At 71.9% G+C, this 14,302-nt stretch carries 12 protein-coding genes and 1 other RNA gene; 12 read left to right on the top strand and 1 reads right to left on the bottom strand.

All coding sequences use genetic code 11. The features are described 5' to 3' along the window. Window positions 1-36 precede the first annotated feature (36 nt). The 4 genes from ftsX (at window position 37) to ssrA (ending at window position 3,185) form a co-directional block, all read left to right on the top strand. Window positions 37-954: a permease-like cell division protein FtsX gene (gene ftsX, locus BX283_RS17605; RefSeq protein WP_101388536.1), complete on the top strand. Its 918-nt coding sequence runs from the start codon at window positions 37-39 to the stop codon at window positions 952-954. Window positions 955-1,043: 89 nt separating this feature from the next. Next, on the top strand, window positions 1,044-2,216 hold the full coding sequence (locus BX283_RS17600) for a S41 family peptidase (protein ID WP_101388535.1): 1,173 nt from the start codon (window positions 1,044-1,046) through the stop codon (window positions 2,214-2,216). A gap of 18 nt (window positions 2,217-2,234) precedes the next feature. After that, window positions 2,235-2,732: an SsrA-binding protein SmpB gene (gene smpB, locus BX283_RS17595; protein ID WP_101388534.1), complete on the top strand. Its 498-nt coding sequence runs from the start codon at window positions 2,235-2,237 to the stop codon at window positions 2,730-2,732. 83 nt (window positions 2,733-2,815) lie between these two features. Next, window positions 2,816-3,185: a transfer-messenger RNA gene (ssrA, locus tag BX283_RS17590) on the top strand. Window positions 3,186-3,242: 57 nt separating this feature from the next. Here the strand turns inward: ssrA and BX283_RS17585 are convergent. Continuing rightward, window positions 3,243-4,514, bottom strand: a complete 1,272-nt coding sequence (locus tag BX283_RS17585; protein ID WP_257583025.1) for an MFS transporter — start codon at window positions 4,512-4,514, stop codon at window positions 3,243-3,245. Between the two features lie 127 nt (window positions 4,515-4,641). On the opposite strand from BX283_RS17585, the gene BX283_RS17580 reads away from it, so the two are divergent. The 8 genes from BX283_RS17580 to BX283_RS17545 all read left to right on the top strand — a co-directional run bounded on the left by BX283_RS17580 (window position 4,642) and on the right by BX283_RS17545 (window position 14,189). After that, on the top strand, window positions 4,642-5,601 hold the full coding sequence (locus BX283_RS17580; protein WP_101388533.1) for a LysR family transcriptional regulator: 960 nt from the start codon (window positions 4,642-4,644) through the stop codon (window positions 5,599-5,601). Between the two features lie 283 nt (window positions 5,602-5,884). Then, the gene (locus BX283_RS17575; RefSeq protein ID WP_101388532.1) at window positions 5,885-6,556 is read left to right on the top strand and encodes a hypothetical protein; all 672 of its coding nucleotides are present in this window, start codon (window positions 5,885-5,887) and stop codon (window positions 6,554-6,556) included. Between the two features lie 74 nt (window positions 6,557-6,630). Further along, complete coding sequence (locus BX283_RS17570; RefSeq protein WP_101388531.1) at window positions 6,631-8,760, top strand: bifunctional polysaccharide deacetylase/glycosyltransferase family 2 protein; 2,130 nt, start codon at window positions 6,631-6,633, stop codon at window positions 8,758-8,760. Continuing rightward, a complete protein-coding gene (locus BX283_RS17565) occupies window positions 8,757-10,037 on the top strand; it encodes an acyltransferase (RefSeq protein ID WP_101388530.1) in 1,281 nt (426 codons plus the stop codon). The genes BX283_RS17570 and BX283_RS17565 overlap by 4 nt, the downstream gene beginning before the upstream one ends. A 303-nt stretch (window positions 10,038-10,340) precedes the next feature. Beyond that, a complete protein-coding gene (locus BX283_RS17560; protein ID WP_101388529.1) occupies window positions 10,341-11,672 on the top strand; it encodes a NarK/NasA family nitrate transporter in 1,332 nt (443 codons plus the stop codon). 135 nt (window positions 11,673-11,807) lie between these two features. Continuing rightward, window positions 11,808-12,947 carry a uroporphyrinogen-III synthase gene (locus BX283_RS17555; RefSeq protein ID WP_101388528.1) on the top strand — a complete coding sequence of 380 codons (1,140 nt, stop codon included), beginning with the start codon at window positions 11,808-11,810 and terminating at the stop codon, window positions 12,945-12,947. 55 nt (window positions 12,948-13,002) lie between these two features. Next, window positions 13,003-13,512: a GNAT family N-acetyltransferase gene (locus tag BX283_RS17550; RefSeq protein WP_101388527.1), complete on the top strand. Its 510-nt coding sequence runs from the start codon at window positions 13,003-13,005 to the stop codon at window positions 13,510-13,512. A gap of 110 nt (window positions 13,513-13,622) precedes the next feature. Continuing rightward, complete coding sequence (locus BX283_RS17545) at window positions 13,623-14,189, top strand: ABATE domain-containing protein (RefSeq protein ID WP_101388526.1); 567 nt, start codon at window positions 13,623-13,625, stop codon at window positions 14,187-14,189. Window positions 14,190-14,302 lie beyond the last annotated feature (113 nt).

Below are 14,302 nucleotides of genomic sequence, written 5' to 3'. Positions count from 1 at the left end.
GAGCCCGTAAAGCACGGAAAGGCTTAACCAGTCGCCATGCGCGCGCAGTTCGTACTCTCGGAGATCGGCGTCGGTCTCCGCCGCAACCTGACCATGACGTTCGCCGTCATCGTCTCCGTGGCCCTGTCCCTGGCCCTGTTCGGCGGTTCGCTGCTGATGCGGGACCAGGTCAACAACATGAAGGGCTACTGGTACGACAAGGTCAACGTCTCGATCTTCCTCTGCAACAAGGCCGACGCCGAGTCCGTCGCCAAGTGCTCCAAGGGCGCCGTCACCGCCCAGCAGAAGAAGGACATCGAGGGCGACCTGAAGAAGCTGGACATCGTCCAGACGGTGACCTACGAGTCGGCCGACGAGGCGTTCAAGCACTACAAGGAGCAGTTCGGCGACTCGCCGATGGCCGGTTCGATCACGCCGGACCAGATGCAGGAGTCGTTCCGGGTCAAGCTCAAGGACCCGGAGAAGTTCAAGGTGGTCGCCACCGCCTTCGCCGGGCGCGACGGCGTGCAGTCCGTCCAGGACCAGAAGGGCATCCTGGAGAACCTGTTCAGCCTGCTCGGCGGCATGAACGTGGCCGCGGTGCTGGTCATGGCGGTGATGCTGGTCGTGGCGCTGATGCTGATCGTCAACACGGTCCGGGTCTCCGCGTTCAGCAGACGGCGCGAGACCGGCATCATGCGCCTAGTGGGTGCGTCGAGCTTCTACATCCAGGCGCCGTTCATCATGGAGGCCGCGTTCGCCGGCGTGCTCGGCGGAATCGCCGCCTCCGGCATGCTGATCGTCGGCCGCTACTTCATGATCGACCACGGCCTCGACCTGTCGCACAAGCTGAACCTGATCAACTTCATCGGCTGGGACGCGGTCCTCGCCAAGCTGCCGCTGGTGCTCGCGGCGAGTGTGCTGATGCCCGCCCTTGCCGCGTTCTTCGCGCTGCGCAAGTACCTGAAGGTGTGACGCGGGCGCTTCACCGTGTGAGATGCGCCCCGGGCGCCGTAGGAGCAACAGCCCCTGCGGCGCCCTCGCGTTGTCCTAGACTCGACGCCATGTCAGGTCCGGACAGCTGTCCCAGGTCCCGTGGAGTGCGCCGCGGGGCGACTCTGACATTGGTCTTCGTCTCGGTCCTGGCGACCGCCGCGGTGACCGGTTCGCTGCCGCAGGCCGAGGAGCGCCGCACCCCGCTGCACGCGCTGCCCGCCTCCGCCACCGGGCCCCGCGACCGCGGCGCGGACGTGGCCCGGGCCGCCGCCGATGCGGTGGCCGACGGCAAGTCGGTGAGCCAGGCGGCCGCCGAGGCCGTCAGCCGCAGCGGCGACCGCTGGGGCGCGGTGTACGACCCGACCGCGTACGAGCAGTTCGAGGACGCCCTCGACGGCCGGTACACGGGCGTCGGACTATGGGCCCGGCGCACCGCCGACGGCCGCGTCGAGGTGACCCGCCTCCAGCCCGGCGGCCCGGCCGCCCGCGCCGGGATCAGGGCGGGCGACCGGCTCCGTACGATCGACGGCCGCGCCCTCGACGCCCTCCCGGTCACCGAGGTCGTCGCCCTGCTGCGCGGCGACGGGGCCACCCCGGGCAGCAGGGTCGTGCTGGGCCTGGAGCGCGGCGGGCGCACCTGGAGCGAGTCGCTGCGGCGGGCCGAGCTCACCACCGAGACCGTGACGGTGAGCGCGCTGCCCGGCGGCGACGTGATGATCAAGGTCGCGGCCTTCACCAAGGGATCGGGCGAGCGGGTGCGGACGGCGGTCCGCGCGGCCCCCGGCGGCGCCGGCGTCCTCCTCGACCTTCGGGGCAACACCGGCGGCCTGGTCACCGAGGCCGCCTCGGCCGCCTCCGCCTTCCTCGACGGCGGCCTGGTCGCCACGTACGACGTGCACGGCCGCCAGCGCGCGCTCTACGCGGAGCGGTCCGGCGACACCGCCCGCCCCCTGGTCGTCCTGGTCGACAGCGGCACCATGAGCGCGGCCGAGCTGCTGACCGGCGCCCTCCAGGACCGGGGCCGGGCCGTCACGGTCGGCTCGCGCACCTTCGGCAAGGGCTCGGTCCAGATGCCGACCGAGCTGCCGGACGGCTCGGTGGCCGAGCTGACCGTCGGCCACTACCGCACCCCGGCGGGCCACGGCGTCGACGGGAAGGGCATCACCCCGGACGTACCGGTCACCGACCGGGCCCAGGAGCGGGCCCAGGCGGTATTGAGTGGCCTCGGGGGGCGGTCGTAGTGCGAAAATGGCCGCACTATGGCTAAGGCAAAAGACAAGGACAAGGGCAGCGGGCGCAAGCTCGTCGCGCAGAACAAGAAGGCGCGGCACGACTACACCATCATCGACACCTACGAGTGCGGTCTCGTGCTCACCGGTACCGAGGTGAAGTCGCTGCGCCAGGGGCGGGCGTCGCTGGTCGACGGGTTCGTGCAGATCGACGGGGGCGAGGCCTGGCTGCACAACGTCCACGTGCCGGAGTACGCCCAGGGCACCTGGACCAACCACAGCGCGCGGCGCAAGCGGAAGCTGCTGATGCACCGCGCCGAGATCGACAAGCTGGAGTCCAAGTCGCAGGAGTCGGGTCACACGATCGTGCCCCTCGTCCTGTACTTCAAGGAGGGCCGGGCGAAGATCGAGATCGCGCTGGCGAAGGGCAAGAAGGAGTACGACAAGCGCCAGACGCTGCGGGAGAAGCAGGACACCCGGGAGACGAACCGGGCGATCGCGGCGGCCAAGCGGCGGCAGCGGGCGTAAATGTCCTGGCGAGCCGCGGTCCGCGTCGCGTACCATGGCTTCAGCGCCGCCCCCCGGGGTGGAGCACATTGTTAACAAAACATGGGGATGATCGGTTTCGACAGCGGATGTCGAAGCAGGGGAAGCGTGTCGAGGAAGCGGCAATGATCTCGTAAACCATATGTCGCAACCAATAATCGCCAACACCAAGCGCGATTCCTTCGCCCTCGCTGCCTAAGTAGCGACTTGCGAAGTGTCAGCCCGGGGGTGATCCCGACCCGGATCCTGGCATCATCAAGGGATCTAAACTTCTGAGCCCGGTCACGGGGCCCAGAAGGAAATCAAACAGTGACTGAGCCCGTCGGAGACTTGTTCGCGTGATCTCCGGGGCTGAGAAAATCGCAGCGAACTGCACACGGAGAAGCCCTGATTCCGCACCGTTGGACGCGGGTTCGATTCCCGCCATCTCCACAATTCCCATGTGAGGCGAAGGCCCGGCTGCATCAGCAGCCGGGCCTTCGTCGTACGCGCTCACGCCCGCCGCCGTACCGGACCGGCCGCGCAGGCCGCCAGCGCGAGGGCCGCCGCGCAGACCGGGGCGAGGTAGGCCGTCGGGGCCGAGGCGTGGTCGGTGAGCCAGCCGCCCGTGGCCGAGCCGGCCGCGATGCCGCCCAGGATCGCGGTGACCGCTAGCGTCATCCCCTCGTTCAGTCGGCCCTCGGGGGTGAGGCGCTGGACCAGGGTCATCCCGGTGACCATCGTCGGCGCGGTCGCCGCGCCCGCCAGCAGCAGGGCGCCGGCCAGGACGGCGAGCGAGCCCGTACGGGCCGCCAGTAGCGGCAGGCACATCAGGGCCGTCATCGCGCCGACGCACAGCAGCAGCCGCCGGGCGACGGAACGCGCGGGCCGCACCGAGCCGTAGACCAGGCCCGCCGCGCCCGAACCGGCCGCCTGGAGCGCGAGGACCGCGCCGCCCGACGGGCCGTGGCCGAGCCCGGACGCGTACGCCAGGGTCACCACCTCCATCGAGCCGAACACCGCGCCCGTGGCGAGGAAGACGGCGAGCAGCGGGGCGAGGCCGGGGGAGCGCAGGGGGGAGCGGGCGGTGGTGCGCGGGGCCACCGGGGGTTCCGTGGCGCGCTGGGCCGAGAAGATCAGCACGCCCGTCATCAGGAGCACCGCGCCGGTGAGCGTGCCCGCCTCCGGGAACAGGGCCGTGCACAGGAACGCGGCGGCCACCGGGCCCAGCATGAAGCAGAGTTCGTCCACGGCCTGCTCGAAGGAGTTGGCGGTGTGCAGGGCAGCCGGGTCGCCCCGGTGGACGTGCGCCCAGCGCGCCCGCGACATACCGCCGGTGTTCGGGGTGGTGGCGGTCGCGGCGTACGCGGCGAACAGGGTCCAGTCCGGTGCGTCCAGGCGTACGCAGAGCAGCAGCGCCAGTGAGCCGAGGACCGCGAGCGCGGTGGCGGGCACGGCGACCCGGGCCTGGCCGTGGCGGTCGATGAGGCGGGCCGTCCAGGGCGCGACCAGGGCGGTCGCGGCGAGGCCGGTGGCGGTGACGGCCCCGGCCAGCGCGTACGAGCCGCGCGACCCGGCGATCATGATCACGGCGCTCACGCTGAACATGCCCATGGGCAGCCGGGCGATGAGGTTGCCCAGGGTGAAGGCGCGGGCGCCGGGGACGGCGAACAGACGGCGGTAGGGGGTGGCCCGTCGCACCTTCGGAGCGCGGGGCTCGCGTTCGTACGGAGCGGGCCCGGCGAGCACCAGGGTCGTACCCGAGACGGTCATCAGTTGCGGCATGCGCCGAGCTTCGCCCGGGCCGGGCGCGGGCGTCCAACACCTGATCAGGGGCCATTCACGCGCTTGTGTTGTCAATGTGCCGAGGCGCGGCTTCTGTTGTCGGCGGCCGTGCGGTTGACTGCCGTCCGTGACCCAGGACATCGACCCCCGGCTGCTGCGCGCCTTCACCGCCGTCGCCGAGGAGCTGCACTTCACCCGGGCCGCCGCCCGGCTCTTCGTCGCCCAGCAGGCGCTCAGCCGGGACGTGCGGCGGCTCGAACGCGACCTGGGCGCCGAGCTGTTCGTGCGGACCACGCGCGCGGTGGAGCTCACCGCCGACGGCGCGCGGCTGCTGCCGTACGCGCGGCGGGTCCTCGCCGCGCACGACGAGCTGCGCAACGGCTGGGCGGCCGAGGCCCGGCCGCTGCTCGTCGACATCAGCGCCCCGGTTGGCACCGGCCACCGGGTGCTGGTGGGGGCCCGCGAGGCGGCGGCCGGGCAGGAGTTCGTGGCGCGCTATCTGAGCGGGCTCACCGGGGCCGCCGCCGAGATCCTGGCCGGGCGGCTCGACGTCTCCTTCGGCCGGGTCGCCGGGCTCGGCCCGTCGGTGCTCGCGGGCCTCTCGCACCAGCCCGTCCGGTACGAGCGGATGGCGGTGCTGCTCCCCGAGCGCCATCGCCTCGCCCGTCTGGAGGAGGTGCCGGTGGACGCTCTCGCGGGCGAGACGCTGTATGCCGGGGCGGGCAATCCGGCCACCGCCGAGTGGACGGATCTGGCCGTGCGGCTCTTCGCCGGGCGGGGTGCGGAACTGGCCGCCCCGTTCCCCGAGATCTCCGGCAAGGAGGAGTTCGCCCGGGTGGTGCTGGGGCGCGGCTGGTCGGTGCTGGCCAGCACGGACTTCCTGGAGATACCCGGGATGGTGCTGCGGCCGCTGACCGGCCCCGTACCGCTGTCACCGGTGTCGCTGGTGTGGCGCAAGGGGCTGCACCACCCCGGCCTGGAGGTTCTCCAGGAGGTCGCCCGGCGGATGGGACGGGCCGCCGGGTGGCTTGAACTGCCCCCTGATTGCTGGCTTCCGGAGGAGGATCTGTCCCTCATGTCCCACTGATACCCCTCTGGTGTTCCAGTTGAGGAACAACACTTGGCGCGTGAACACGGCTCACAGCGGCGTGCGCTACATTCATTCCCCGGGTGCGGTGTGGTAGTGGGGGTGCGTGGAACGGGTGGGGACCCGGTCCGTAACGCAGTGCCCGCTAGAGGAGTGCGCGCAACCCGCGAATCATCCAGTGGGGAAGTGCGTACGCAAAGTGGACAATTGGCGAAAAGATGCCCCTCAGGGGCGACCCCTGAACCCGTTCGAGGAGCCCCGTAGGCCGCTCGACGACTTCACGATGGAACTGAACGTCGCCGGACGCCTGCCGGGCAGCCCCCAGGCACCGGACCGGTCCCAGGACCACGTCCGGACCCAGGCGCAGCCCCAGTTCCCGAGCCAGGACCGGACGCAGGTCCAGGCCCGGGTCCACGTCCCGGCTCAGGACCTGGCGCAGGCGCCGGTCGCCGCCGGCGACGTCGACGGCCCCGTCTTCGTGGACGAGAGCGGCCGCCGCGGCAAGAACCTGCGCCGGCTCGGCTGGGTCTTCGGCCTGGCATGCACCTGCTACGCGGTGATGCTCGTCGGCAGCCTCGTCGGCGGCAGCTCCCGCGCGCCCTGGCTCGGCATACCCGGCCCCGCCGCCAAGGAGAAGAAGACGGAGACGGTCCAGGTCACTCCGGCCCCCACCGACTCCCGCGCCCCGCACCCGGGTACCAAGCCCGGCGCCCACAAGGGCAAGGCGCACCCCTCGGCCGGCGCCTCCGCACGGCCCAAGGCCACCGGCACCCCCAAGCCGGGCAGGACGAAGAACTCCGCCAAGCCCACCGGCGCCACCCCGCACCCCGGCATCTCGCAGAGCGCGAAGCCGACCGGCGGCCGCTCGGCGAGCCCCGGCCTCCCCACCGGCCCGTCCGGCAGCCCGACGGGCCTGTCGACGAAGCCGACTCCGCACTCTGGAGCCAGCACGTGAAAGCCCCTCGCCGTACGATCCGTCGTACGACTTCCGCCACGACCCCGCGCACGCCGAGACGCCGCAGACTGCCGATGCGCTATCTGCTGCCGCTGCTCTTCCTCGTCGCGCTCTTCGCGATGCTGATGCTGCGCGGGTACGTCCACAACGAGATACTCGCCGACCACCGCATCCGCCCGGACGCCTCCACCGACACGGTGCCCGAGCACATCCTGGACGGCGGCCCGGTCATCGACGCACGGGGCACGGGCAAGCCCACCAGCCTCGACATCCCCAAGCACAAACTGGTGCTCACCTTCGACGACGGCCCGGACCCCACCTGGACCCCGAAGGTGCTCGACCAGCTGAAGAAGTACCACGCGCACGGCGTCTTCTTCGTCACCGGCGCCAACGCCGCCCGCTACCCCGATCTGGTCAAGCGGATGGTCGACGAGGGCCACGAGGTCGGCCTGCACACCTTCAACCACCCCGACCTCTCCTACCAGTCGCACGCCCGGATCGACTGGGAGCTCGCGCAGAACCAGCTGGCCCTCGAAGGCGCCGCCGGCATCCGCACCTCCCTCTTCCGGCCGCCGTACTCGTCGTTCGCGGACGCGATCGACGACGAGAACTGGCCGGTGATCAAGTACGTGGGCAGCCGCGGGTACATCACCGCGCTGGACTCCACGGACAGTGAGGACTGGCAGCGCCCGGGCATCCGGACGATCATCAAGAACGCCACGCCCAAGCACGGCAAGGGCGCCATCGTCCTGATGCACGACTCCGGCGGCGACCGCTCGCAGACGGTGGCCGCGCTCGACACCTTCCTGCCCGAGCTCCAGGGCAAGGGCTACACGTTCGTGAATCTGACCGAGGCCCTGAACGCCCCGAGCGCGCACACCCCGGTCACCGGCATGGACCTGTGGAAGGGCAAGGCGTTCGTCTTCGCCGTCCAGGTCTCCGAGCACACCACCGACATCCTGGTGGGCGGGCTCGCCGTGATCGGCGTGCTGGTCTTCGCCCGGTTCGGGCTGATGCTGATCCTGTCGTTCCTGCACGCGCGCAAGGTGCGGGCGCGCGGGTTCCGCTGGGGCCCCGAGGTCATCGAGCCGGTCTCGGTGATCGTCCCCGCGTACAACGAGCGCGAGTGCATCGCCAACACCGTGCGCTCGCTGATGGCCAGCGACCACCCCATCGAGGTGCTCGTCGTCGACGACGGTTCCACCGACGGCACCGCGGACATCGTCGAGGCGATGCGGCTGCCGAACGTCCGGGTGATCCGCCAGCCCAACGGCGGCAAGCCGTCGGCGCTCAACAACGGCATCAGGAACGCCCGTTACGACATCGTCGTGATGATGGACGGCGACACCGTCTTCGAGCCGTCGACCGTACGCGAGCTGGTGCAGCCGTTCGGCGACCCGAGGGTCGGCGCGGTCGCGGGCAACGCCAAGGTGGGCAACCGCGACTCGCTCATCGGCGCCTGGCAGCACATCGAGTACGTGATGGGCTTCAACCTGGACCGCCGGATGTACGACGTGCTCGGCTGCATGCCGACCATCCCGGGCGCGGTCGGTGCCTTCCGCCGCACCGCCCTGGAGCGGGTCGGCGGCATCAGCGAGGACACCCTCGCCGAGGACACCGATGTCACCATGGCGATGCACCGCGACGGCTGGCGGGTCGTGTACGCCGAGAACGCGCGCGCCTGGACCGAGGCGCCGGAGTCCGTACAGCAGCTCTGGTCGCAGCGCTACCGCTGGTCGTACGGCACGATGCAGGCGATCTGGAAGCACCGCCGCGCGGTCTTCGAGCGCGGCCCGTCGGGCCGCTTCGGCCGAGTGGGCCTCCCCCTGGTCTCGCTCTTCATGGTCCTGGCCCCCCTCCTCGCCCCGCTGATCGACGTGTTCCTCCTGTACGGCCTGGTCTTCGGCCCGACGCAGAAGACCGTGGTGGCGTGGCTGGGCGTGCTGGTGATCCAACTGGTCTGCGCGGCCTACGCGTTCCGCCTGGACCGCGAACGCCTCACCCACCTGGTGTCGCTCCCGCTCCAGCAGGTCCTCTACCGCCAGCTGATGTACGTGGTGCTCCTCCAGTCCTGGATCACCGCCCTCACCGGCGGCCGGCTGCGGTGGCAGAAGCTGCGGCGGACGGGTGCGGTGGAGGCGCCGGGAGGCATCCCGACGCAGCGAGGCAGCAAGGAGAACGTCGACCGGAGGCCCGTCGCATGACCACCACCGAGCCCACGGGCGCCTGGCCGCAGCCCGGCCCGTACGGAACGAACGAGCAGGGCGCGCCTCCCCACGCCGAGCACGCGGGAGGGGAGCCGCGTTACCTGTCGCCGCCGGCGGCGGCCCTGCGCCACAAGCCCGAGGCGCCCGCGCCCGCCAAGCCCGGCCGCGACCGGTACTTCGACCTGCTCAGGGCGCTGGCCCTGTTCCGTGTCGTCCTCTACCACCTCATGGGCTGGGCCTGGCTGCCGCTGGCCTTCCCCTCCATGGGCGTCATGTTCGCCCTCGCGGGCAACCTCATGGGGCGCTCCCTCAAGCGCCCGGCGCCCCAGGTCATCCGCAGCCGGATGCGGCGCCTGCTGCCGCCGATGTGGCTGCTGGGCGCGATCGGCGTCACCGGCATGATCGCCCAGGGCTGGGGACCGGACGCGGACGGCCACCCCGGCTGGTGGTGGGGCCACCTCCTGTTCTGGATCGTCCCGCTGAGCGACCCCCCGTACGCCTCCGACCTCCCCGGCATCCACGGCTTCCTGGACGGCTCCTGGGCGGGCAACGTCGCCGAGCCGCTCTGGTACCTGCGGGCCTACCTCTGGTACGTCCTGCTGTCTCCGCTGATCCTGCGCTATCTGCGCAAGGTGCCGTGGACGACGATCCTGGCGCCGCTGGCGCTGTCGGCGGTCCTGACCTTCGGCAGCTTCGACCTGCCGGAGCGAGTCGACTCCGCGATCACCGACTTCTCCACGTTCGGCGCCTGCTGGGTCCTGGGCATGGCCCACCAGCAGGGCGTCCTGAGCCGTATGCCGCGGTACATCGTCCCGGCGGTGGTCCCGTTCATCCTGGGCGTCGGCCTCTGGTGGGCCATGCGGAACGACTTCGGCGGCGAGAACGAGCTCGACGGCATCCCGCTCGCCCAGGCCCTCTGGTCGTTCGGCGCCGTCCTGCTGCTCCTCCACTTCAGCCCGTCGTGGTCGCAGTGGCCGCCCAAGCTGCGCCGTTGGGACCGGCTGATCACCCTGCTCAACTCGCGCGCGGTGACGGTCTACCTGTGGCACAACGTGTGCATCCTCGCCGCGGCGACGATGTGGGACCGGCTGTGGGGCGTCGGCTCCCTGGGCGAGAGCGTGCCGTGGCTGCTGGACAGCCCCTGGCCGGTACTCGCCTTCACCTGGGCCCTGATCGGCCTGTGCGTCCTGAGCTTCGGCTGGGTCGAGGACGTGGCCGCCAAGCGCAGCCCGAGACTGTGGCCGGACGGCAGGTCCGCAGGGGGGAAGCGCTGAGCGCGTGAGAGAACGAGGAGGGGCCCGGACCATGTGTCCGGGCCCCTCCTCGTTGTCCCGGCCCGCGCCCCTCCCCGCTGTGCGACTGCGGACCCCCCCTGTTCCGTCCCGCACGCCCCGCCATGAAGAGTTGCGGCCGCAGCCGCGCGGGGGCGGGCCTCACCGCACCATCCGTTCCCCCGTGAACACAAGGTTGCCCGGCGGTCACGCGGCGGCACGGGGGTGAAACCCGGCCTGCCTACCGTCGGTGTCCGGAAACAGTCAGCACACAGTCAGCAGGGCCCGTCGATCGGGGAGGCGTCAATGAACGGCCGTTGGATCGAGGAGTGGGATCCCGAGGACGAGGTCTTCTGGGAGCGGACGGGGGAGCGGATCGCCCGGCGCAACCTCTGGTTCTCCGTGTTCTCCGAGCACATCGGGTTCTCCATCTGGACCATGTGGTCGGTGATGGTCCTGTTCATGGGGCCCAAGTACCACGTCGACCCGGCGGGGAAGTTCTTCCTGATCTCGACGGCGACCTTCGTCGGGGCGCTCGTGCGGATCCCGTACACCTTCGCGGTCGCCAAGTTCGGTGGCCGGAACTGGACCATCTTCAGTGCCCTGTCGCTGCTCGTCCCGACCATCGCCGCGTACGTCGTGATGGAGCCCGGCACCTCGTACTCCACCTTCATGCTCGTCGCCGCCCTCGCCGGCATCGGCGGCGGCAACTTCGCCTCCTCCATGACCAACATCAACTCCTTCTTCCCGTTGCGGAAGAAGGGGTGGGCCCTCGGGCTCAACGCGGGCGGCGGGAACATCGGGGTGCCCGTCGTGCAGCTCATCGGGCTGCTCGTCATCGGGACCGCCGGGGCCACCCATCCGCGCATCGTGCTCGGTGTGTACGTGCCGCTCATCGTCGCCGCCGCCATCGGCGCCGCGCTGAAGATGGACAACCTCGCGCCCGTGAGGAACGACACCGGGGCCGCCCTGGAGGCCGTGCGCGACCGGCACACATGGATCATGGCGCTGCTGTACATCGGGACCTTCGGGTCGTTCATCGGGTACAGCTTCGCCTTCGGGCTCGTCCTCCAGACCCAGTTCGGGCGCACCCCGCTCCAGGCCGCCTCCCTCACCTTCATCGGGCCGCTGCTCGGCTCGCTGATCCGGCCCGTGGGCGGGGCGTTCGCGGACCGGTTCGGGGGCGCGCGGATCACGCTGTGGACGTTCGCCGCGATGTCCCTGGCCACCGGCGTCGTGATCTTCACATCCGTACAGAAGTCGCTCGGCGTCTTCCTCGTCGGGTTCATCTCGCTCTTCGTGCTCAGCGGGCTCGGCAACGGCTCCACGTACAAGATGATCCCGGCGATCTTCCAGGCCAGGGCCGTCTCCCAGGGCATGGCGGGAGAAGCCGCGGCCGCGTACGGGCGGCGGCTCTCCGGGGCCGCGATGGGGCTGATCGGCGCCGTCGGCGCGCTCGGCGGGCTCGGGATCAACCTCGCCTTCCGCCAGTCGTTCCTGAGCAACGGCACCGGAACCGCCGCCTTCGTCTCCTTCCTCCTCTTCTACGCGGTCTGCTTCACGGCCACTTGGGCGGTGTACCTTCGCCGTCCGGCCGCCGCGACCGCACCGTCCGAGCCCGTATACGCCGAGGTCTGACGGGGTCTAATAGGACACAGGGAGCGCGCCGCGGCCGTCCTCGCCGTAACACCGGGGACACGCGCGCGAACCGGGCCTGTCACGCGGGGTTGACAGGCTCGGTGCGAACCGCCGCACCACCCCGGTTGGAGAGTCATGGTCGACACACAGCACGGACCCCTCGCCGGTTTCACGGTCGGCGTCACCGCCGCGCGCCGCGCCGAGGAGCTGGGGGCGCTCCTTCAGCGCCGCGGCGCCGCGGTGGTGCACGGGCCCGCCCTGCGGATCGTGCCGCTCGCCAACGACAGCGAGCTGCTCTCGGCCACCAAGGAGCTGATCGACGAGCCGCCGCACATCGTCGTGGCCACCACCGCGATCGGCTTCCGGGGCTGGGTGGAGGCCGCCGACGGCTGGGGGCTCGGCGAGTCGCTGCTCGCCCGGCTCGGCGACACCGAGCTGCTCGCGCGCGGGCCGAAGGCGAAGGGCGCGATACGGGCGGCGGGGCTCACCGAGGAGTGGTCGCCCTCGTCCGACTCGATGGCCGAGGTCCTGGACCGGCTCCTGGAGCAGGGCGTCGAGGGCCGCCGGATAGCCGTCCAGCTGCACGGGGAGCCGCTGCCCGGCTTCGTGGAGGCGCTGCGGGCCGGCGGCGCCCAGGTCGTCGGGGTGCCCGTCTACCGGTGGCTGCCGCCCGAGGACCTCGGCCCGCTCGACCGGCTGCTCGACCTCACCGTGGCGCGCGGACTGGACGCGGTGACCTTCACCAGCGCCCCCGCCGCCGCGTCCCTGTTCTCCCGCGCCGAGGAGCGCGGGATGCTCGACGAGCTGCTGCGGGCGCTCGACCGCGATGTGCTGGCCGCCTGCGTCGGGCCGGTCACGGCGCTGCCGCTGCAGGCGCGCGGGATCAAGACGGTGGCGCCCGAGCGGTTCCGGCTCGGGCCGCTGGTCCAGCTGCTCTGCTGCGAACTGCCCGCCCGGGCAAGGGCGTTGCCGATCGCCGGGCGCCGGGTGGAGATCCGCGGCCACGCGGTCCTGGTCGACGGCGAGCTGCGGCCCGTCCCGCCCGCCGGGATGTCGCTCCTGCGCACCCTCGCCGCCCGCCCCGGCTGGGTGGTCTCCCGCGCCGACCTGCTGCGGGCCCTGCCGGGCTCGGGCACGGACGAGCACGCCGTGGAGACCGCGATGACCCGGCTGCGCACCGCCCTGGGCGCCCCCAAGCTCATCCAGACCGTGGTCAAGCGCGGCTACCGGCTGGCCCTCGACCCGGGCGCGGACGCCAAGTACGCCGACCGCTGAGGAGGGTGGGGCGGGGCCCTGCCGGTCAGGCCGCGGCCGCGTCTACCGTACGGGCATGACCGAACTGCGCCCCGCGTCCCCGGCCGACGCGTCCGCCCTCGCGGCCGCCTACGTCCGCAACCGGGACCATCTGCGGCCCTGGGAGCCGCACCGCCCCGAGTCGTTCTTCACCGAGGCCGGGCAGAAGGAACGTCTCCTCGACGCCGCCGCGCCCCGCTGGCTGCTCACCGAGGGGGAGCTGGTGATCGGCCAGGCCACGCTCTCCGGCGTGGCCCGTGGGCCCTTCTGCAGCGCGAGCCTGGGGTACTGGATCGACGGCGCGCACACCGGCCGGGGCCTGGCGACCCGGCTCGTCGAGGAGGTGTGCCGGGCCGCCCGCGAGGAGCTCGGGCTGCACCGCGTCGAGGCCGGAACGGTCCTCGCCAACACCGCCTCCCAGCGCGTCCTGGCCAAGGCCGGCTTCACCGAGATCGGCGTCGCCCCCCGCTACCTCCACATCGACGGCGCCTGGCGCGACCACCGCCTGTTCCAGCGGATCCTGCACGACGGCCCGCCGACGGCCTAGGCCCTCGGCCGAACCGCCCGCCCGCGCCCGGCAGGAGGGCTTCCGGCGCCGCCCCCGGGCGGGCACTCTGGAGGCACGGCACTCACCGGTAACCCCCAAGGCGGTGGCGCATGTTGCGGTTCGACTCCGGGCGGATCTGTCTGGATCTGGTGGCGACCGGGGCGTACGACAGCGATCAGCTGGACAGCGCGGGGCGGCTCGGGCAGTGGCTCGTCGGCGCCGGGCTCGTGCCGGCCGGCACCCCGCTGCCGGGGGCCGACGGCCAGTGGCTGGCCCGGTTCGCCGAACTGCGCGACCAGATCGGACAACTGGTCCACGCCGAGCTCGGCGGGCGCGGCGGGGCGGCCGCCGCGGCCCTGGAGCGGGTCAATGCCCTGGCCGCGGCCGCACCCCCGGGCGTACGTGCGATCCGGGGCGCCGACGGACGGCTCGTGCGCACCCTCAGCGGCGCCCCCGACTGCACCGCGCTGCTCGCCGTGGTCGCCCGGGACGCGGTGGAGCTGCTCACCGACCCGCAGGACCGGTCCCGGCTGCGCCAGTGCGAGGGCGACAACTGCTTCCGGCTGTACCTGGACACCTCGCGCGGGCGGCGGCGGCGCTGGTGCTCCAGCGAGGTGTGCGGCAACCGGGAGCGGGTGGCCCGCCACCGGCGGCGTACGGCGGCCGCCGCCTTGTGAAGACCGTGCGGGCACCCCGTAAACAAAAATCTCGCGCTGATTTGAATGGTTCAGGACAACCGCCCGTATGGAGGGATGAGCCGGTACGCGACCCGCGCGCCGGCAGGGTCTCG

It is taken from the genome of Streptomyces sp. TLI_146, from assembly GCF_002846415.1.
Classification (GTDB): Bacteria; Actinomycetota; Actinomycetes; order Streptomycetales; family Streptomycetaceae; genus Streptomyces.
The sequence above is the reverse complement of the archived record's forward strand: the minus strand, read 5'-3'. Positions and strand labels throughout refer to the sequence as shown.